The organism is Pseudogemmobacter sp. W21_MBD1_M6 (genome assembly GCF_052119585.1).
In the GTDB taxonomy this organism is placed as follows: domain Bacteria; phylum Pseudomonadota; class Alphaproteobacteria; order Rhodobacterales; family Rhodobacteraceae; genus JBGQOJ01.
In genome coordinates, this window is sequence record NZ_JBGQOJ010000017.1 from 26201 (window position 1) to 46654 (window position 20454).

19 protein-coding genes are annotated in these 20454 nt (G+C 61.5%); 9 read left to right on the forward strand and 10 right to left on the reverse strand.

Annotated features, from left to right (window positions below; all coding sequences use genetic code 11):
* Positions 1-16: 16 nt before the first annotated feature.
* The 3 genes from bmt to ACEN2R_RS15285 form a co-directional block, all read right to left on the reverse strand.
* A complete protein-coding gene (gene bmt, locus ACEN2R_RS15275; RefSeq protein ID WP_442043541.1) occupies positions 17-1030 on the reverse strand; it encodes a betaine--homocysteine S-methyltransferase in 1014 nt (337 codons plus the stop codon).
* A gap of 95 nt (positions 1031-1125) precedes the next feature.
* The gene (locus ACEN2R_RS15280) at positions 1126-3045 is read right to left on the reverse strand and encodes a phosphatidylglycerol lysyltransferase domain-containing protein (protein WP_442043542.1); all 1920 of its coding nucleotides are present in this window, start codon (positions 3043-3045) and stop codon (positions 1126-1128) included.
* Positions 3046-3197: 152 nt separating this feature from the next.
* On the reverse strand, positions 3198-3512 hold the full coding sequence (locus ACEN2R_RS15285; RefSeq protein WP_442043543.1) for a DUF1476 domain-containing protein: 315 nt from the start codon (positions 3510-3512) through the stop codon (positions 3198-3200).
* Between the two features lie 157 nt (positions 3513-3669).
* On the opposite strand from ACEN2R_RS15285, the gene purC reads away from it, so the two are divergent.
* The 6 genes from purC (at position 3670) to ACEN2R_RS15315 (ending at position 11879) form a co-directional block, all read left to right on the forward strand.
* Positions 3670-4431 carry a phosphoribosylaminoimidazolesuccinocarboxamide synthase gene (gene purC, locus ACEN2R_RS15290; protein ID WP_442043544.1) on the forward strand — a complete coding sequence of 254 codons (762 nt, stop codon included), beginning with the start codon at positions 3670-3672 and terminating at the stop codon, positions 4429-4431.
* A gap of 106 nt (positions 4432-4537) precedes the next feature.
* Complete coding sequence (purS, locus tag ACEN2R_RS15295; RefSeq protein WP_442043545.1) at positions 4538-4777, forward strand: phosphoribosylformylglycinamidine synthase subunit PurS; 240 nt, start codon at positions 4538-4540, stop codon at positions 4775-4777.
* Complete coding sequence (purQ, locus tag ACEN2R_RS15300; RefSeq protein WP_442043546.1) at positions 4777-5445, forward strand: phosphoribosylformylglycinamidine synthase subunit PurQ; 669 nt, start codon at positions 4777-4779, stop codon at positions 5443-5445. Before purS ends, purQ begins: the two co-directional genes overlap by 1 nt.
* 9 nt (positions 5446-5454) lie before the next feature.
* Complete coding sequence (locus tag ACEN2R_RS15305) at positions 5455-7218, forward strand: sensor histidine kinase (protein ID WP_442043547.1); 1764 nt, start codon at positions 5455-5457, stop codon at positions 7216-7218.
* A 7-nt stretch (positions 7219-7225) separates the two neighbouring features.
* Positions 7226-8557 (forward strand): sigma-54-dependent transcriptional regulator, encoded by a 1332-nt coding sequence (locus tag ACEN2R_RS15310; protein WP_442043548.1) that lies wholly within the window; start codon positions 7226-7228, stop codon positions 8555-8557.
* Between the two features lie 532 nt (positions 8558-9089).
* Entirely contained in the window at positions 9090-11879 is a 2790-nt protein-coding gene (locus ACEN2R_RS15315) for a ribonuclease E/G (protein ID WP_442043549.1), read from the forward strand.
* Positions 11880-12090: 211 nt separating this feature from the next.
* Here the strand turns inward: ACEN2R_RS15315 and ACEN2R_RS15320 are convergent, their stop codons facing one another.
* On the reverse strand, positions 12091-12318 hold the full coding sequence (locus ACEN2R_RS15320) for a sulfurtransferase TusA family protein (RefSeq protein ID WP_442043550.1): 228 nt from the start codon (positions 12316-12318) through the stop codon (positions 12091-12093).
* A gap of 105 nt (positions 12319-12423) precedes the next feature.
* Here ACEN2R_RS15320 and ACEN2R_RS15325 point away from each other — a divergent pair, with 105 nt between their 5' ends.
* The 3 genes from ACEN2R_RS15325 to ACEN2R_RS15335 are packed head-to-tail and all read left to right on the forward strand — an operon-like array spanning position 12424 to position 15841.
* Entirely contained in the window at positions 12424-13179 is a 756-nt protein-coding gene (locus ACEN2R_RS15325; RefSeq protein WP_442043551.1) for a cytochrome c biogenesis CcdA family protein, read from the forward strand.
* A gap of 59 nt (positions 13180-13238) precedes the next feature.
* Complete coding sequence (locus ACEN2R_RS15330) at positions 13239-14486, forward strand: hypothetical protein (RefSeq protein ID WP_442043552.1); 1248 nt, start codon at positions 13239-13241, stop codon at positions 14484-14486.
* Positions 14483-15841: a cytochrome P450 gene (locus ACEN2R_RS15335; RefSeq protein ID WP_442043553.1), complete on the forward strand. Its 1359-nt coding sequence runs from the start codon at positions 14483-14485 to the stop codon at positions 15839-15841. The genes ACEN2R_RS15330 and ACEN2R_RS15335 overlap by 4 nt, the downstream gene beginning before the upstream one ends.
* A 41-nt stretch (positions 15842-15882) precedes the next feature.
* Here ACEN2R_RS15335 and ACEN2R_RS15340 read toward each other — a convergent pair whose 3' ends face one another.
* From ACEN2R_RS15340 to ACEN2R_RS15365, 6 genes are all read right to left on the reverse strand, one after another.
* Positions 15883-16098 carry a ribbon-helix-helix domain-containing protein gene (locus ACEN2R_RS15340; protein ID WP_442043554.1) on the reverse strand — a complete coding sequence of 72 codons (216 nt, stop codon included), beginning with the start codon at positions 16096-16098 and terminating at the stop codon, positions 15883-15885.
* Entirely contained in the window at positions 16095-16274 is a 180-nt protein-coding gene (locus ACEN2R_RS15345) for a DUF4169 family protein (RefSeq protein WP_442043555.1), read from the reverse strand. Before ACEN2R_RS15345 ends, ACEN2R_RS15340 begins: the two co-directional genes overlap by 4 nt.
* Positions 16275-17669 carry a class II fumarate hydratase gene (fumC, locus tag ACEN2R_RS15350; protein WP_442043556.1) on the reverse strand — a complete coding sequence of 465 codons (1395 nt, stop codon included), beginning with the start codon at positions 17667-17669 and terminating at the stop codon, positions 16275-16277.
* A 93-nt stretch (positions 17670-17762) separates the two neighbouring features.
* Positions 17763-18233 carry an SspB family protein gene (locus ACEN2R_RS15355; RefSeq protein WP_442043557.1) on the reverse strand — a complete coding sequence of 157 codons (471 nt, stop codon included), beginning with the start codon at positions 18231-18233 and terminating at the stop codon, positions 17763-17765.
* Positions 18234-18317: 84 nt separating this feature from the next.
* On the reverse strand, positions 18318-19583 hold the full coding sequence (gene chrA, locus ACEN2R_RS15360; RefSeq protein ID WP_442043558.1) for a chromate efflux transporter: 1266 nt from the start codon (positions 19581-19583) through the stop codon (positions 18318-18320).
* Positions 19580-20398 (reverse strand): chromate resistance protein ChrB domain-containing protein, encoded by an 819-nt coding sequence (locus ACEN2R_RS15365; RefSeq protein ID WP_442043559.1) that lies wholly within the window; start codon positions 20396-20398, stop codon positions 19580-19582. Before ACEN2R_RS15365 ends, chrA begins: the two co-directional genes overlap by 4 nt.
* Positions 20399-20454 lie beyond the last annotated feature (56 nt).

Below are 20454 nucleotides of genomic sequence, written 5' to 3' on the forward strand. Positions count from 1 at the left end.
ACCGACCCTTGGCGGTCTAACCCTGACGGCGGCGGCGGGTCACGCGGGCCGTGGGCGCGTTGTCATCGGTCCCGTCAGAGTTGGAACTGAACCCGCCGAGGGTCTGTGTGATCTGGTCCAGTGTCGGGCGCGGGCCCTTGGGGCGTGTTTCAAGCGCCTCGCGCATGGCGCGCAGGTGCTCTGGCGTGGTGCCGCAGCAACCGCCAATGATCCGGGCGCCGCAATCGCGGGCCAGAACCGCATATTCGCCCATCAGTTCCGGGGTGCCATCATAGTGGATGTGGCCGTCGTGGTATTTCGGGATGCCGGCGTTGCCCTTGGCGATGATCGGGGTCTCGGTGCCTTGCGCGGCAAAGCCCAGCACGGTGCGCAAAAGGTCGGACGCCCCGACACCGCAATTCGCCCCGAACGCCAGCGGCGGGTTCTTCATGCCTTCGACCATCGCGACCATCGCAGAGGAGGTGACGCCCATCATCGTGCGACCGGCGGTGTCAAAGCTCATCGTGCCGCACCATGGCATACCTGCCAGGGCAAAGGCCTCTGCGGCGGCTTTGTATTCCTCGGGGGCGGAAATAGTTTCCAGCCAAAGCACATCGGCCCCGCCAGCCTTCAGGCCTTCGGCCTGCTCGTGGAACATTTCAACCGCATTCGCGTGGGTCAGGGTGCCCATCGGGACAAAAATCTCGCCCGTTGGCCCGACGGACCCCGCAACAACGATCGTCCGGCCAGAGGCATCGGCAATCTCGCGGCCCAGTTCTGCGGCCAGTTTGTTCAACTCGAACACGCGGCCTTCGGCGCCGTGCAGTTTCAGCCGCGAGGCGTTGCCACCAAAGCTGTTGGTCAGAAAAATGTCGCTGCCTGCGTCTGCGGCCCCTTTATACAGCGCCTTGATGCGGTCGGGGTGTTCCTCGTTCCACATTTCCGGGGCGTCGCCGGATTGCAGGCCCATGTTGAACAGGTTCGTTCCGGTGGCGCCATCGGCCATAAGCCAATCATTGGTTTCCAGCAGGCGGGCGAGGACATCAGACATGGGTTAACCTTTTTTCCGAAGGCAGGCCGCGTTCTGCGTCTGCCCCTTTGGTTTGCAAATCGCACGTCGCGGCAGGATGCGCAAATTGATTGTTGTCATAATGGTGTTGAGGATGGCTCACATTCAAGGGGCCCAAGGGGCAGCGGTTCGGGGTTCAGAATGGCCCGCGCCACGTCGAACCCCGCCAGACAAAGGTCCAGACGGGTGGGGGCAGCCGTATAAAGGGTTTCCCAGTGCGGGGCAAAGGCCCCCTTGAACTGGCGCAGGCCATTGCCGCCGCAGATCCTGTCGAGCCGTTCGGTCATGGGCTTTGGCAGGTCACGGACCCAGCGCGGCATCAGTGGCACTGCGGCCAGCGAAACCCTTGGGCAGGCGTCCGCTGCGGCATCCAGCAGCGCATGGGTGACCAAGGCGTGCATCAGGCCGTCCGGCGCGCCGGGTGTGTGGCGCATCAGGTCAAGGGTGCGTTCCTGCGGATTGGCGTGGAAGGTGACAAAGCCTGCCAAACAGCCCCGGACCCACCCCAGATAGATGATCTGACCAGCCATATAGTCGGGCGAAAATCGCCCCATCGAAAAGCCGCGCTCTGCCCCGTGGTGTAGGGTCCAGTCGCGCGCCACCTGCGCCATCTGCGGCAAAGGCAGCGGTCCCGTCGCGCGGGTGACCGTGACGCCCGCATGCTCTGCCTGACGCAGCTTGCGCCTCAGTTGGCGGGTGGCGGGGCTGGCAGGATCGAACTGTGCGGGGGGCAGCCATGCCTCGCGGGCGGTGGCATGAACGCGGTACCGGCGCCGGCGTGCCGCGACGGCCATGCGCGCCCCGCATTTATAGACGGCAGGGCGCAGCCCCCGCGCATCTGCGGCCTCTTCCAACCCATGCAACACCCCGCAACAGGTCTGACGGAACAACGGATCGCCGATGGCGATAAGCGCCTGTCCGGTGACCGCGACCATCTGCTGTCCGGTATTCCCTGGCATCTCCAGCACGGATTTATCGCCCATGCGCAGCAATCCCGCCTCTGCCCGTGGCGCATCGCGCGTCAACTGTTCAAGGCAAAGCGGCGTTGGCACGGTCAGGCGCGGCGATGCAGCCCGCAGTGCCACCACAGGCCCGACGATCATCGCAATAGCCGCAATTCCGGCCGGAATGGCGTAATAAACCAACCGGAACGCCAGAATGGCCGCCAAAAGGGGCGCCGTCGGGGTGCCGGGGCACAGGAAAAGAACCATCACTTCGAAAGGGCCAACGCCCCCCGGACTGCCGGAAAAAAGCGCGACCCCGAGGGCAATCAGATACACGGGCAGCAGTGTCATGAATCCCAGCGTCAGGTCTGCGGGCATCACCGCATAAAGCGCGGCGCAGGCGGCGACCGTATCAAGGGCGGTCAGCGACACGACGGCCAGAACGGTCAGCAGCGAGGGCAGCCTGATCTTGCGCCCCGCCAGGGTCAAGGCGCGCCCGCGCAGTGACAAGGCGCATAGCCCGAACAGCGCGGCCAAGGGCAAAATTGCGACCGCAGACATCCACGCGGGCCCCGCGCCGGTGATCAGCACAACCGCCCCCGTGACAACGCAAAGCCCCGCCATGAACGACACCGCCACTGCAAAGGCGATGCGGGCGGCCTGCAAAAGCTGCGCCTGCGGCAACATCCGCCACCGCACGAGCGTTCCGGTCAACACCCCGAACCCAAGCGTTTGCGCCAGCGCGATGCCGACGATCCCCGCGTGTCGCGCCTGGTCCGGCGGTGTCAGGGTTGCCAGATGGCGGTGGATGACCGCGTCGTATCGCCCCACGGCCCAGAAACTGACCAACGTGGCGGCACCGGCGGCAGCCCACTGCACCGGCTGCACGGTTCGGAAGGCGGGCCAGACCAGCGCAAGGTCCACCTCTGCCAGCCGCCCTGCGAACAGATAAAGGCAGACGCCCGCCAGAAGCAGCGGCCCCCCTTGCCGCCATGCCATCGTGGACAGCTGCATCGTCGCGGTTGTCTGTTTGGTCGGGTTCTCATGGCGCATCAAACTCTCCGCATCCCTGGATTCGGACGGGTGTAACAGCGCGGGCCTACCGCTTTCTTAATGCGTCAATTTAAAATCAAAAAACGCGCACCCTAAAAGATGCGCGTCAATGTGAAACGGCAGTCATCCCGCCCAAAGGTGGAAAAAGGCTCTTATCCTTCGTTCATGATCTGGTCTTTGGCGACCGCCATCAGTTCCAGCATCTTGGTGCGGATCGTCGCCTCGTCGGCCTTGTCGCCCAGATCGCCCGAGACCTTGCGGTAGACGTCCTCGTCGCCGGCTTCCTCGAAATCGGCCTTGACGACCTCTTTGGCATAGGCTGCGGCATCGTCGCCCGACTTGCCCATCAGATCAGCCGCCCAAAGCCCCAGAAGCTTGTTGCGGCGGGCTTCTGCCTTGAACTGCATCTCTGCATCATGGGCAAACTTGTTCTCGAACGCATTTTCGCGGTCATCAAAGGTGGTCATAGCGGCCTCGCACATTGAAATATCTGGAAACAGATATGACGGCACAGGGCGTCGACCGCAAGAGGGTCGCCCGTGTTCTTGCGACAAACGTCATCATGCCGTATAGGGCGCAGGACGGGGCAGGGACTCATCCCGGCCTAGGCAGACTGGAGACACAATGGCACGCCGCAAACTGGTTTACGAAGGCAAAGCCAAAATCCTGTATGAAGGACCCGAGCCGGGAACTTTGGTGCAGTATTTCAAGGATGACGCCACAGCATTCAACGCCGAGAAAAAGGCCGTGATCGAGGGCAAGGGCGTGTTGAACAACCGTCTGTCCGAGTTTTTCATGGTCGGTCTGGGCCATGTCGGGGTGCCGACGCATTTCATCCGGCGCCTGAACATGCGCGAGCAGTTGATCCGTGCGGTAGAGATTATCCCGCTGGAAGTGATCGTGCGCAATTTCGCCGCCGGTTCGATGGCAAAGCGTCTTGGCATGGAAGAGGGCACGCCGCTGCCCCGTCCGATTGTCGAGTTCAGCTACAAGGACGACAAGCTGGGCGATCCGCTTGTGCCCGAGGAATACATCATCGCATTCGGCTGGGCGACCCAGCAGGATCTGGATGACATCGTGCAGCTTGCCTTGCGGGTCAATGATTTCGTCGGCGGTGTGATGTACGGCGTCGGGATCAAGCTGGTGGATTTCAAGATCGAGATCGGCCGCGTCTGGGACAACGACTTTATGCGCCTTGTCGTGGCCGATGAAATCAGCCCGGATAGTTGCCGTCTGTGGGACATGGAAACCGGCCAGAAACTGGACAAGGACGTGTTCCGGCGCGATCTGGGCAACCTGACCGACGCCTACACCGAGGTGGCGCGGCGTCTGGGCGTTTTACCCACGAATGTAACCCACGCGACGAAACCGACGCTGATCAACTGATCCCGCGGGTCGGTTGGCACCTTGGGATTTGAGTATTTTTGGAACAAAGTGGGGCAGGGGCGTTCAGGGAACGGCCCGCCTTGCGCGATGATAAAGGCGACAGGCGATGAAGGCTCGAGTGCATGTGATGTTGAAAACCGGCGTTCTGGACCCGCAGGGCGAGGCCGTGCGCCACGCGCTGGGGACTTTGGGGTTTGACGGTGTTCAGGGTGTGCGTCAGGGCAAGGTGATCGAGCTTGATCTGGCGGAAACCGACGCGGCCAAGGCCGAGGCGCAGGTCACGCAGATGTGCGAGAAGCTGCTGGCGAACACCGTGATCGAAAGCTACCGCGTGGAGCTGATCTGATGCGCGCGGCGGTTGTTGTTTTTCCGGGGTCCAACTGTGACCGCGATATGGCCGTGGCGTTCGAGCAGGCGGGCATGGATGTTGCCATGGTCTGGCACAAGGACACGGATTTGCCCGAGGGCGTCGATATCGTCGGCATTCCCGGCGGGTTTTCCTTTGGCGACTACCTGCGGTGCGGGGCCATCGCGGCGAAATCGCCGATCTGCCGGTCGGTCATCGCCCATGCGGCGCGCGGGGGATATGTTTTGGGGGTCTGCAACGGCTTTCAGGTGCTGACAGAGACAGGCCTGCTGCCCGGTGTGCTGATGCGCAACGCGGGGCTGAAGTTCGTGTGCAAGGCGCTGGACCTGACGGTCGAGACCAGCGACAGCGCGTTCACCTCGGGGTATGCCAAGGGTCAGACCCTGAGCATTCCGGTGGCCCATCACGATGGCAACTACACGGCGGACGCCGAGCTGGTCGCGCGGTTGCGGGGCGAGGATCGTATTGCCTTTACCTATGTGAGCAATCCCAACGGCTCGACTGCGGATATCGCCGGTGTTCTGTCGGCAAACCGGCGCGTGCTGGGAATGATGCCGCATCCGGAACGCGCGATTGATCCACAGCATGGTGGCACCGACGGCGCCGCGATGTTCGCCTCTCTTGCGGGGGCGCTGGTCACAGCGTAACCTTCGCCTATGGCAGGCAATGACGACACTTCGACGGCGGACAGTCTTTCCGGCAGGTTTTCCTGGCGGTCAAGGCTGGCCGTTATCGTGTTGTTCTTTATCGCAATCACCACGATCTGGTTCACCAACCAGTTCCTGACAGAGCGCTATACTGTGTCCACCAAGAACCGCGCCGAGGTGCGGTTGACGCTGTACTCCGGCAACTTGCTGTCGGAATTGCAGCGCAATGCGGTTGTGCCGCTGTTGCTCTCGCGGGATCCGGCGATGATCAATGCGCTGAACTCGGGCGATTTCAGCAGCACCAGCCAGCGGTTGATTTCCTACAAGGACGAAATCGGCGCGGCCTCGTTGATCCTGCTGGATCTGGACGGGCGCACCGTGGCCGCAACCGACCGCAACAATCTGGGCGCACCACACCGCACCGAGAGCTATTTCGTCGAAGCTTTGCGCTCTAACGAGACGGTTTTCAGCACATCCGACCGGGAAACCGGCAATTTCCAGTTCACCTATTCACGCCGCATCGACAGCGACCGACGCGCCGTCGGGGTTATGGTGGTCGAGGTTGATCTGCGCAAATTCGAACGCAGCTGGGCGGGGATTGCGGATGCGGTCATGGTCACCGACAGTTCCGGCACGATCATTCTGTCGACCGAACCGCGCTGGCGCGGGATCACCGAGGCCGAGGCCCTGTCGGTTGAATCCGCGCCCTCTGCCATCGAGCGGGCGATCAAGGCGACCTCTGACTGGACCGCGCTGCCGGCGGATGCCTATGTGCAGGGCGAGGCCGTGATGCGGATGGAACAGCGCATTCCGTTCCAGGGCTGGAGCATGACATCCTTCACCACCTACACATCGGTGCGCGAGCGGGTGAACGGGGTTCTGGCGCTGGAGATCATGGGATTTGCGGTTTTGTTGTCGCTGGTCTTTTGGTTCACCACGCGCAAGGCGCTGTCGCGATCCATGATCTTCCAGCGGGAGTCGGCAGAACTTCGCCAGTTGAACGCAAGGTTGCAGCGGGAAATCGCCGAGCGCGAGAAGATGCAGAAGAACCTTGAAGTGGCCGAACAGACCCTTGCGCAATCGTCGAAACTGGCCGCTTTGGGAGAGATGTCGGCGGCGGTCAGCCACGAGCTGAACCAGCCTCTTGCGGCGATGAAAACCTACCTTGCGGGGGCGAAACTTTTGCTGCACCGCAAGCGCCCCGAAGAGGCCCTGTCAAGCTTTCAGCGGATCGACGATCTGATCGACCGGATGGGGTCGATCACGCGCCAGCTGAAGTCCTATGCGCGCAAGGGCGGTGATGCGTTCGAGCCTGTGGACATTAGGGATGCGCTGTCTTCGGCCCTGTCGATGATGGAGCCGCAACTGAAACGCCGTCACACCAAAATCACCAAGTCGTTCCCCCGTGTTCCGGTCCGGGTCATGGCCGACCGGATCCGTCTGGAACAGGTCATTATCAACCTTCTGCGCAACGCTTTGGACGCCACCAAGGCCAACGATGATCCGACCATTGATCTGTTGCTTTCGGCGGGCGAAACCGCCACCCTGACGGTGCGCGACAATGGCCATGGAATTGACGATCTGGATGCCCTGTTCGAGCCGTTTTACACCACCAAGCAGCCCGGAGACGGAGTCGGGTTAGGGCTTGCTATCTCCAGCGGAATTGTAAACGACCTTGGCGGACGCCTGACCGCACGCAATGCGGATGGGGGGGGGGCTGTATTCGAAGTGCAGTTGCCCATATTAAGTGAAGAGACACAGGCAGCCGAGTGAGGTCCATATGGCACATGCGATGAAGATTGCGATTGTCGATGACGAACAGGATATGCGGCAGTCGATCAGCCAATGGCTGGCGCTGTCGGGTTTTGACACCGAAACCTTCGCCAGCGCAGAGGATGCGCTGAAAGGCCTTGGGGCGGATTACCCCGGCATTGTCGTCAGCGACATCAAGATGCCCGGCATGGATGGCATGCAGTTCCTGAAGAAGCTGATGAGCCTTGATAGCTCGCTGCCGGTGATCATGATCACAGGCCACGGTGATGTGCCGATGGCGGTCGAGGCGATGCGGGTCGGCGCGTTCGATTTCCTTGAGAAACCGTTCAACCCCGACCGGATGACGCAACTTGCCAAGAAGGCGACACAGAACCGCCGTCTGACACTGGACAACCGCGCCCTGCGGCGCGAGTTGTCGGATGGGTCGGTGCTGATGAAAAAGCTGATCGGGTCGTCGCCGGTGATGGAGCGCCTGAAAGAGGATATTCTTGATCTGGGGCAGGCGGATGGCCATGTCCTGATCGACGGAGAGACCGGCACCGGCAAGACGCTTGTGGCCCACGCGCTGCATGCGGTGGGACCGCGGGCGGGCAAGAAATTCGTTCTGGTGTCGTGTTCGGCCTATGAAGAGGATGCGTTGGGGCGGCGGCTGTTCGGGCCGGTCGAGGATGGCGGCGCGCTGCCGCTGGTCGAAGAGGCCCGCGGCGGGACGCTGGTTCTGGAAGGGATCGAGGCGTTGTCTTCGGCCCTGCAAGCGCGGCTTTTGACCTTTATCAACGATCAGGGCACGCCTGCGGAAACGCGGATCGTGGCGATCAGCAACTTGCAGCAGCAGGACAAGACGGTCGAGGACGCGCTGCGCCCCGATCTGTTCTACCGTCTTGCGGCGATGCGGATCACCCTGCCGCCGCTGCGCCAGCGGGGCGAGGATATTCTGATGCTGTTCACCCGCCTGTCGGACCAGTTTGCCGATGAATACGGGTGCGACGCGCCGGCGGTCAGCGCACAGGAGGCGGCGCAATTGTTGCAGGCGCCATGGCCCGGCAACGTGCGCCAGTTGATCAACATCGCAGAGCGCGCCGTGTTGCAGAACCGGCGCGGGTCGGGGACGATCGCATCGCTGTTGATGGCGGACAACGACGAGACTCAGCCGACGATGACGACCGATGGCAAGCCTCTCAAGGAATACGTAGAGGCCTTTGAGCGGATGCTGATCGACAATACAATGCGGCGCCACAAGGGCAGCATCGTCAATGTGATGGAAGAGTTGTGCCTGCCGCGCCGGACGCTGAACGAGAAGATGGCGAAGTATAACCTGTCGCGCGGCGATTACCTTTAGGTTGAGTGAAAGGCCACGCCTGCGGCGTGATGTCCATGTCTCGGGTCCGCATGCGCGGACCCTCGGGACGGCCTGCGGCGCGGATATTTTTTCCAAGGAGAGGGGCAAGGCAGAGCGGGGATTCGGGTCTGTCCGAATGCGCGTGAAATTGCCCATTGTAATTGTACGGGGCTTGCCCTTAAGGTCGTGATACGGCGGACTGTGCAAAATGGTGCAGGATCGTACGGATAGTTTCGCTGCTTTCAGTGAGCGGTAGGCAGAGTGCCCCGACAGTCCTGAAGGCAGACCGATTGACCGCAAGGTTGTTGAATTGCCCGATGCGCGCAAGCGCCGGGTCATAGTGATGGTGCCGCAATCGCGGCATCGGAGATAGAACCGCGATGAAACGCGCAGAGATACAGACGCAAATAGCAGGGGTCGATCAGGCCGATATGCATTTGCGCGGCGCGTTCCCCATCGCCCTTAATAGACACCTCTCCAGACGCGGCGACCCTTTGGGACAGCAGCGTTTGCACAGGTGCACACGGGTAACATGGCTAAGAAAATGCTTATCGACGCCACCCACGCCGAGGAAACTCGGGTTGTGGTGGTCGACGGAAACAAGGTCGAGGAATTCGATTTTGAGTCTGAAAACAAACGCCAGATAGCTGGCAACATATATCTGGCGAAAGTCACACGGGTTGAACCGTCGCTTCAGGCCGCATTTGTGGACTACGGCGGCAATCGCCACGGGTTCCTTGCGTTTTCCGAGGTGCATCCTGATTACTATCAGATCCCGGTCGCCGATCGCGAGGCCCTTATGGCCGAGGAACGCGAGTATGTGAAATCCTTGCAAGATGCCGAGGATGAGCCGAAATCCTCGCGTTCTCGTGGCGGAAACCGATCGCGGTCGCGGTCGTCGTCCAAGGCGGAAACGGCTCAGTCGGATGACGCGGTCGAGGTGAAAGACGCTGACGCGCCGTCGATTTCCGGCATGGATGTTGTCGATTTCGGCAATGATGATGACGCCGGGGACAACGGCGATCATAGCTCGCGCGACGATCACGCCACGGATGATCACGATAACGAGGAGGATACGCAGGTTTCCAGCGATCCCTCTGATCGTGACGACGAGATCGAATCCATCGCCGACGAAGATGTCGCCGAGGAAATCCGCCAGCCGCGCAAACCGCGCGCACGCAAATACAAGATCCAGGAAGTGATCAAGGTTCGTCAGATCCTTTTGGTTCAGGTGGTCAAGGAAGAGCGTGGCAACAAGGGCGCGGCACTGACGACCTATCTGTCGCTTGCCGGTCGGTATTGCGTCCTGATGCCAAACACCGCGCGCGGTGGTGGCATTTCGCGCAAGATCACCAATGCGGTCGACCGCAAAAAGCTGAAAGAGATCGCCAACGAAATAGATGTGCCTGATGGCGCAGGTCTGATCATCCGCACAGCAGGCAGCCAGCGCACCAAGACCGAGATCAAGCGCGACTACGAATATTTGCAGCGCCTGTGGGAGCAGATACGCGAACTGACGCTGAAAAGCATAGCGCCCGCCAAGATCTACGAAGAAGGCGACCTGATCAAACGTTCGATCCGCGACCTTTACAACCGCGACATCGACGAGGTGTTTGTGGAAGGTGCCGAAGGATACCGGATCGCCAAGGACTTCATGAAAATGATCATGCCGTCCCATGCGGTCAACGTGAAGCAATACCGAGACACAATGCCGCTTTTCGCGCGCTTTCAGGTCGAAAGTTATCTGGCGGGGATGTTCAATCCGACTGTCCAGTTGAAATCCGGTGGCTACATTGTGATCGGTGTGACCGAGGCGCTTGTGGCGATCGACGTCAACTCTGGCCGGGCCACTAAAGAAGGCTCGATAGAGGAGACCGCGACCAAGACCAACCTGGAGGCCGCCGAAGAGGTGGCACGCCAGCTGCGCTTGCGCGACCTTGCCGGTCTGATCGTGATCGACTTTATCGACATGGAAGACCGCCGGAACAACGCCGCCGTTGAAAAGCGGTTCAAGGACAAGCTGAAGACCGACCGTGCCCGTATTCAGGTCGGCCGCATTTCCGGCTTTGGCCTGATGGAAATGTCGCGCCAGCGTCTGCGCCCCGGCATGATCGAGGCCACGACGCAGCCCTGCTCGGCGTGTCATGGCACCGGTTTGATCCGGTCCGACGATAACCTTGCGCTGAACATCATCCGCCAGTTGGAAGAGGAAGGCGTGCGCAAACGCTCGCGCGAGGTTCTGCTGAAGGCCCCCGTGGCCGTCGTAAACTTCCTGATGAACAACAAGCGCGAGCATATCGCCCAGATCGAGGCACGCTACGGCATGTCGGTGCGGGTCGAGGCGGACCCACATCTTATCAGCCCCGATTTCACGATTGAAAAGTTCAAGACCGCCACCCGTGTCGTGCCAGAGATTTCGGCACATATCGTGTCCGTCGACAGCTCTTTGATGGACGAGATCGACGAGGATATGGTCGAAGACGCGGTCGAAGTGGACGAGGCCGAAGCGGCAGAAGAGACCCCGGTCGAAGTTGCTGCCTCGCCTGTGGCTGCGACCGAGGAGGGTGACGCGCAGGCACCTAAAAAGCGCCGCCGTCGTCGGCGTCGCCGCAAGCCCGGCAATGGTCAGAACGGCGATCAGTCGGCCAATGGCGATCAGTCCGACGATGACAGCGACGAAGCCGAAGACGGTGCCGAAGAGGTAGCGGCGCAAACCTCTACACCCGAGGCGACGCCCGCTGCGGTAACCGAATCAGGGGAAACCCCGACAGGCGACGCCGTGGCGCAAGACGCGCCAGCCGCAAAGAAAACGGCCCGCCGGACCCGCTCGACTGCGTCCAAATCGTCGTCGTCCACAACCAAGGCCCCTGCGGCCAAGGCTCCGGCCAAACCGCGTGCGCCGTCCAAAGCGGCACTTGCAAAGGCGAAAGCAGCGGCCGAGGCCGAGGTAAATGCCGAAGCTGGAACCGAAGCGGTTGCCGCAACGGATGCTCCGGCACCCAAAAAGCGGGCAAGCCGCAGCAGGGCAACCAAGGCAAAGGCCCCTGTGGCAAGTGAGGCTGTGGCAAGTGAGGCTGTGGCAAGTGAGGCTGTGGCAATCATCGAGACTTCTGAAGCCCCTGCCGTTCCGGCCCCCGCACCCGTTGCCGTGACGCCAGAACGTGCAGAGCCGGCTGCAAAGCTGCTGGTGCCTGATACGGCGCCTGAGACGGTAACAGAGGCCCCGGTGCCCGAGCCACAGGAGCCCGCGTCCGCTGTCGAGCCTGAAAAGGTAGAAGACACCGGCCCGAAAAAGCGTGGCTGGTGGTCTTTGGGCCGCTAAGCGCACACACCGCATCGAAAAACGCCGGGCCAGTGGTCCGGCGTTTTTGTCTTTGCGGATGTCAGTTCAAGGGGCTGCATTCCCGGCGCAGACTGCCTAGCTCTTTTTGGTCCAAATATCCTCGCGCGAAGCGCAAAACCCGAGCGCCCGCGCAAGCGGACGCGAGACAGGAAACGTCGCGCAGAATGCGCGCCCTTCTGGTGAAAACGGATCAGCCCTTGCGGATCAGATAGATCTGTGTGCCATCGGCCTCGGAGTGCGACACCAATGTGTGCCCGGATTCCACGCAGAAATGCGGCACGTCGATGATCGCTGCGGGATCGTCGGCCTGCACGCGCAGAACCTGACCGCTGGTCATCGCCAGAAGCCGTTTACGTGCCTTCAGCACGGGCAAGGGGCACAGTAGCCCCAGCGCATCAAGATCATGATCCCATTCCATAAATTCTCAGATAGGCGCGATGTTACATCTTGTCCACGTCAATGTGACAACTCGCGGCGTGACGCGGCGCGCGCGGGGCGCTATGTGAAGGGAAAGGGGATGCCAATGGAACATTTGAGCCTGATCGACGCCAGTCTGCTGCCCGCGATGCTGATCGCACTTGTGGCGGGGCTTTTGTCGTTTCTCAGTCCCTGCGTCTTGCCGATTGTGCCGCCCTATCTGGCCTATATGGGCGGTATTTCCATGTCCGAGATGACCGGCACCGGCAGATCCGCGCGCTGGTCGACGATCACTGCGGCCCTGTTTTTCGTGCTTGGCCTGTCCACGGTGTTCCTGTTCCTTGGGTTCACGGCCTCGGCGTTCGGTATGTTCTTTCTACAAAACCAGGAACTGTTCTCGAAACTTTCCGGCCTTGTGGTCATCATCTTCGGCCTGCATTTTCTTGGCGTCTTTCGCATTCCGCTGCTGAATCAAGAGGCGCGGCTTGACGCCGGCGACAGGGGCGGCAGCGCCTTCGGGGCCTATGTGCTGGGTCTAGCCTTTGCGTTTGGCTGGACGCCCTGCATCGGTCCGCAGCTTGGCGCGATCCTGTCGCTGGCCGCATCCGAGGCGTCGATCGCGCGGGGCACGATGCTTTTGGCGGTCTATGCCGCAGGGCTTGGCATTCCGTTCCTGCTGGCCGCGATTTTCATCCAACGCTCGATGGGGGTGATGAACCGGATCAAGCCCTATCTGGGGCTGATCGAAAAGGCCATGGGCGCGCTTTTGGTGCTGGTGGGCGTGGCGCTGTTGACGGGGGCGTTCACCGCCTTTTCATGGTGGTTGCTGGAAACTTTTCCGGCGCTGAGCCAGCTTGGCTAATCAGGCTTAATTTCGTCGAAATCCTGCGCTAGACTGCGGCAAAGCGTGAAGGGCAGGGTATGAGTGACGGCAAGGGCAGGCAGGTGGCGCGGCGGCGGGTATTCTATATCCCCGGCTACGATCCCATTCATCCGCGCCGCTACCGCGAGCTTTACCGCTCCGAGGGACGCGCGCAGGCCGAAATTTCCGGCTATCATCTGCACCTTCGCCCGAAAACCACGGCAGGCCCTTACGGATGGCACGTCGGGGCTGAAATCGGTGGCGTCGACGTTCAGGCCGATGTCGAGGTTCTGGTCTGGTCCGATATCGTGCGCGGCTCTATGTCGAATTCCATTCCCGCGACCTATCTGCAACTTGTGCGCACTTCCTGGATCTATATCGCCACCGGCGCGTTGCGGCGGCTGATGTGGTTGCGCAAGGGGCCGATCATCGCGGCCCTCTACCCGATCGGGATGCTGATCCTGCAATTGTGTCTTGCCGTTGCGCTTGGCATCGCTGCGGGCCATGTGCTGTTTGCAGCGCTCGACACGCTTCTCGGGGGCGGTGCGGGTCTGCTTGCGGGTCTGGGCGCGTTCGCGTCTGGCGTGGGGGGCACCGTCGCTGTTTTGCGCTGGTTCCGCAAAAAAGATGGCAAATTTTTCGCCTATTACCTGATGCATGACTTCGCCTATTCCGCCTTTTACAAAGGTGCCAACCCGCCAGAGCTGGAGGCGCGCATGGCAGAATTCGCCGGTATCATCGCCACGGCGTTGACCTCTGACGTAGACGAGGTGCTGGTCGTCGGGCATTCGTCCGGCGCACATCTGGCGGTGTCGATCCTTGCCGACCTGATCCGGGCGGGCCGGGTGCCTGTGGACGGTCCCGCGCTGGGGTTTTTGTCCTTGGGGCAGGTGGTGCCGATGGTGTCATTCCTGCCGAAGGCCGACAGATTGCGGGGCGACCTTGCCTATCTCTCGGCCCGCCCGGAACTGGTTTGGGTCGATGTGACGGCACCGGGGGATGGCTGCGCCTTTGCGCTGTGCGATCCGGTGGCGGTGTCGGGCGTGGCACCCGCCGATCAGCGCTGGCCGCTGGTGGTCTCTGCCGCCTTCACCCAGTCGCTCAGTCCCGCGCGCTGGAAGGAGCTGCGCTGGCGGTTCTTCAGGCTGCATTTTCAGTATCTTTGCGCGTTTGACGCCCCCAAGGACTATGACTATTTCCAGATCACCGCAGGGCCGGTCACACTGGCCGATCGGTTTGCCGGTCGCGCGCCGTCAAAGTCGCGGATCGCACTGGCGGCCTCGCCCTATACCTCGGTTGCCGCATGATCCCGCCCAAGCCACTATCGCGCCCTGACCGCGTCTCGCTGTGGCGCTATGTGCGGCTGTTCCGGCAGGACATTCTATCGGCGCAACCGGCAAAGCTGTATCGCGCATGGATGGCCGAATTCCGCACACCGTTTTTCCGTAGCTATATGATCAACCAACCGGATCTGGTCCGTCTTGTGCTGAACGCGCGGCCCGATGATTTCCCGAAATCCGCGCGGATCGGCGAGGGGTTGCGGCCGCTTTTGGGTAATTCGGTGTTCCTGACCAATGGCGAAACCTGGAAGCGTCAGCGCCGGATCATTGACCCCGCTTTCGAGGGCGGGCGCATCCGCGACATCTTTCCCGCCATGTTCGCCGCCGGACAGGCCGCAGTTGCGCGGCTGGCCCCGCTGGCGGATGGTCAAGCGGTGGAGATCGAGGAGGAAACAAGTTTCGCCGCCGCCGACGTGATCTTTCGCACGCTGTTTTCCATTCCCATAACCGATCACATCGCGACGCAAGTTTTCACCCAGTTCCGCGATTATCAACGCACCCAGCCCATCCTGAATCTGGCCGCCTTTGTGCCAGTGCCGCGCTGGATGCCACGCTTTTTCAAATCGCGCACCAGGGTCACGGCGCGGGCCATTCGCGGGCTGATCACCAGGCTGACGACTGATCGGATGGCCGCAATCCGCGCGGGCACCGCCCCCGACGATCTGGCAACCAAGATCATGACCACGGCAGATCCTGAAACCGGCGAGACCTTCACCACTGGCGAAATGGTCGATCAGGTCGCGATTTTCTTTCTGGCGGGGCACGAGACCAGCGCAAGCGCGCTGGCATGGTCGCTGTATCTGCTGGCGATGCACCCGGATGTGCAGGATAAAGTCGCAGCGGAGGCCCTGCTTGTCGACTTTGAAAATCCTTCTTTTTCAATGATGTCCGGCCTGAAGTTCACGCGCGATGTGTTTCGAGAGGCGCTGCGCCTTTATCCGCCTGTGCCGATGATGGTCCGGCAAAGCACCTGCCCCGAAGTGTTCCGCGACAGGCCGGTCAAGCCCGGTGCGCAAGTGGTGATTTCGCCCTGGCACCTGCACCGGCACGCGCGGCTTTGGGATGATCCCGACGGGTTCGATCCGGGCCGGTTCGCCACCGAAAACGGCAAGCAATGCATGCGTGAGGCCTATATCCCGTTTTCCAGCGGCCCGCGCGTTTGCACCGGCGCGGGGTTTGCCATGGTCGAGGGGCCATTGTTGCTGGCGATGCTGGTGCGGGCCTATAGGTTCGAGCGGGTAGAGGGGCGCGATCCGGTTCCGGTGGCGCATCTGACCGTCCGCGCGAAGGACGGGATATGGCTAAGGGTCTTGCCTCGTTAGCACGCAAGAGCGTTCCGCGATGTGAAGCCAGCGCCGCAGGGTCAGGTCCGGTAATAGCGCAACACATATAGCCGGATCGCCGAGGCAAGGCCGGTCTCAACGTCGCGCGCTGCATCAATTTCGGCAGCCAATACATTGATCGCTTTGTCTTCTTCGGCTGCAAGTTCGCGGAAGGCTGACCAGAACTCATCTTCCAAAGACACAGAGGTGCGGTGCCCTTTGAGCGTCAGAGACCGCTTTTGCGGCCGCGTGCTCATTCCTCGTCCAGCTGGTGTTGATCCAGCATCGCGCTGGCCTTGGCGGTTTTGGTGGCCTCCAGCAGGCGTTCGGCCTTGGTGCGACCGAATCTGGCCGCATTCGCGTCGGCCTTTGCCTTATCCTCGGCCCGCGCGCGGGTTTTGCGCGCGCGGTTCAGGTTGATGGGCGTGGTCATTTACGCCTTGGGCCCGATCATGTTCTCGGGGCGCACCACGCGGTCGAAGGTTTCCGCATCGACGAACCCCAGCGCGATCGCCTCGTGCTTCAGGGTTGTGCCGTTCCTATGCGCGGTTTTGGCAACCTTGGTGGCGTTGTCATAGCCGATGGTGGGGGCAAGGGCGGTGACCAACATCAGCGACTCGTGCATCAGCTTTTCAATCCGCACGCGGTCGGCCTGTAGGCCCACAACCAGATTGTCGGTGAAGGCAACCGATGCATCACCCAAAAGCTGCATGGATTGCAAGACGTTATAGGCCATCATCGGCTTGTAGACGTTCAGTTCGAAATGCCCCTGAGAGCCTGCGAACCCGACAGCGGCGTCATTGCCAAAAACATGGGCGCAGACCTGCGTCAGCGCCTCGCACTGGGTCGGGTTGACCTTGCCGGGCATGATCGACGATCCGGGCTCGTTTTCCGGCAGGATCAGTTCGCCCAATCCGCAGCGCGGGCCAGAGCCAAGAAGGCGGATGTCATTGGCGATCTTGAACAGCGATGCCGCGACGGTTTTCAGTGCGCCGGACATTTCGACCATGGCGTCATGGGCGGCCAGCGCCTCGAATTTATTGGGGGCGGTGACAAAGGGCAGGCCGGTGATCGCGGCCATATGCGCTGCGACCGTCACATCCCAGCCGACGCGCGTGTTCAGGCCGGTGCCGACGGCGGTGCCGCCCTGCGCCAGCTCATAGATCGCGCCCAGGGCCGCCTTGACACGGCGGATGCCCATGGCAACCTGATGGGTATAGCCGGAAAACTCCTGGCTCAGGGTCAGCGGCGTCGCATCCTGCGTATGGGTGCGGCCGATCTTGATGATGCCGTCGAATGCCTCGACCTTGGCCTGTAGCGCTGCGTGCAGCTTTTCCAGACCGGGGATCAGCACATCATGCGCCGTCATTGCGGTGGCGATATGCATGGCGGTCGGGAAGGTGTCGTTCGACGACTGGCCCATGTTCACATGGTCGTTCGGGTGCACCGGCGTCTTGGAACCGATCACGCCGCCCAGCATTTCGATGGCGCGGTTCGAGATGACCTCGTTCGCGTTCATGTTGGACTGTGTGCCCGATCCGGTCTGCCAGACAACCAGTGGAAAGTTGTCGTCGAAGTCGCCATTGATCACTTCGCTTGCCGCCGCGATGATCGCCGCGCCCTTGTCCGCATCCAGATCGCCAGAGGCCATGTTGGCCTCGGCGCAGGCTTTCTTGATCACGCCAAGGGCCCGCACGATCGCGATGGGCTGCTTTTCCCAGCCGATGGGGAAGTTCAGGATAGAGCGTTGCGTCTGCGCGCCCCAGTATTTGTCGGCAGGCACGTCCAGCGGGCCAAAGCTATCGGTCTCGGTGCGGGTGTTGGTCATGTCACAGTCCTTCGGTATGCAATTGTATGCACGTTTAGCGGCAGGTGAGGGACAAGGCAATTGCCGCAACGGCGCAAGCGGCGGCGCAAAGGGCTATTTGCGGAATTTATCGAGGCTTACAACCTCGGCGGCGGCGGGGCGGTCCTGCGGAACATCCTCTGCCATCGGGGCATCGCCGTCCTCTGTCTCGTCATCCTCGTCGTCGTCGCTGACCTGTGTCTCGAACCGCAGACCGAACTCGACCGATGGGTCGACGAAGGTCTTGATCGCATCGTAGGGGATATACATCGGTTCCGGCGAATCGCCGAAGTTCAAAGTGATGGAAAATCCGTCGTCGGTGACATCCATCTTGTCGAACCAGTGCTGGATCACCACGGTCATTTCTTCGGGGTAACGATCGGACAGCCAGTCGGCGATTTCGACGTCAGGATGCATTGTGTCGAAGGTTATGAAAAAGTGATGATTTCCGGGCAGGCCGTTGGCTGCCACATCGGTCAACACCTGCTGAATCAGCCCGCGCATCGCGCGATGCATCAGATTTCCGTAATCAATGATGCGGGACATGGCCTGATCCTTTTAAACGAGTAACATCAGCATAAGGGATTCGAAGCCGAAGGGAAGAGCGTTGCGGGTGAAATCTGTCCCTTCTTAAAGCCACAGCAGGCCAGCGCCCGCAAGAGCCATCAAACCAAGAACCTTTGGCAGGCCGACATGAAGGCGCAACAGCAAAACCCCGGCGATAACTGCCAATGTGACAGCTTTCAGATCAACCGTGGCCGGATCGGGCAGCCACAGATGAACCGGACCCGCAGAGAATTGCGTTACACTGCCGAAAAAGACATGCAGCGCGAACCAGAGCGACAGGTTCAGAATGACCCCGACAACGGCGGCGGTGATCGCCTGCAAGGCTCCGGTCAGGCGGGGGCGGGTGGCGATCCAGTCGATGTAGGGGGCGCCTGCGAATATCCACAGGAAACAGGGGGCAAAGGTCACCCAAAGTGTCACACTGGCCGCAAGGATCGCGGTGCCAAGCCCGCCGGAGCCGAATCCCGCCATGAAGCCGACGAACTCTGTCACAAGGATCAGCGGGCCGGGGGTGGTTTCCGCCAGCCCCAGCCCGTCCATCATCTGCGCCGCGTCCAGCCAGCCGTAATCCCCCACGACCTCTTGCGCCATATAGGCCAGCACGGCATAGGCACCGCCAAAGGTCACCACCGCCAGTTTCGAGAAGAACAACGCGAGCTGCGTCAGGAATTCCGCGCCAGATAGCCACAACAGGACAACAGGTGCCCACCACAGGGCCAGGCCAGCTATAACCGTCCGCAGACTGCGTGCCAAACTGCGCGGGTTTATCATGGCAGGGGCTGCGCCTAGGGGGCCTTTGGCGCGGGCCGCGCCGTAAAGGGCGGCGCTTGCGATAATCAGGGGAAACGGCAGCGCCAGCGCAAAAATTCCGACAAAGGCCAATGCGGCGATGATCCATGCCGCGCGGGATTTCAGCGCCCGTCTGGATACTTTCAACAGCGCCTCGATCACGATGATCACCACCGTCGCCTTGACCCCCAGAAACAGGGCCGCAACAAGCGGTACACTGCCCAGATAGGCATAGGCCACCGACAGGGCCAGAACCACGCAAGCCCCCGGAACAATGAACAAAAGCCCTGCGATCAGCCCGCCGATGGTGCCGTGCAGCCGCCAGCCCGCATAGGTCGCAAGTTGCATTGCCTCGGGGCCGGGTAGCAACATGCAGAACGACAGCGCGTTCAGGAATTGCGCCTCGGTCAGCCAGGGCCGTTCGTCCACCAGTTCCTTGTGCATCAACGCGATTTGGGCGGCAGGCCCGCCGAACGACAACACCCCGATACGGGCAAAGACGCGGGTCATTTCGGGCAGGGTCGTCTTGGGCAGGGTCATGGCCGGATCTTTCGGTCTGCGGGCCAATCGTGGCCTTCCTCGAACCCGTCACGCGCCCAGGCGTATAGCGCGTCATATAGCGAAATGCCCGCGTCCAGTTGCATCAGGTCATCCTTGTACATTCGGGATAGCCCAACCGAAATCGCCAAAAGACCAGCGGATTGCGGGGTCAGCGCATGGTCGTCCGTGTCCGCACCGCGCACCACTTTGGCAAGGCGCAGCAAGGGGTCGGTTTCAAGGCCGAAATCCCGTAGCAGGGTGTCGAACGTACACAGTGGCCCGTCGTGGCTATGGGCGACCCCTTCGATGTCAAAGGGCGTCGCGTTGAACCGTGATGCGACATCAAGCACCTCGGTCGGTGCGACGAACAGGAACCGCGCTGCGGGGTCGATGAACCGGCGGATCAGCCACGGGCAGGCGATGCGGTCGATCTTGGGGCGGTGGCGTGTCACCCAAAGGGTGGTGCCGTCGATCCGCGCGGGCAGGGCGGCGGCGGGCACCAAAGGCCCTCCTGCGTCGCGCCATGCCAATACGCCACCTTCCAGCGTTTCCACAGTGATCCCGTCGCAGCGCAGCAGGGCAGCCGCCCCCTGGCTTAGTTTTTTGCCCTTTTGACAAATTACAACAGCACGTTTGCCGACAAGTTCGGGCGCAAGGCTGCGAATTTTGTCGTGGGCAACGCGCCGCGCGGTCGGGATGACGCGCGGATCTTCGGCAAAATCCTCGGGGGTGCAGACATCGATCAGAACCGGCGCATTGGACGTGCCGATCAGGCGCAGAAGTTGAGAGGGTGTAATTTCGTTCGGGCCAGCCATACGGCATCCTTCCTGATGTCAGGTCAAGGGATGCGAGACTTGGGCATGTCGCCTCA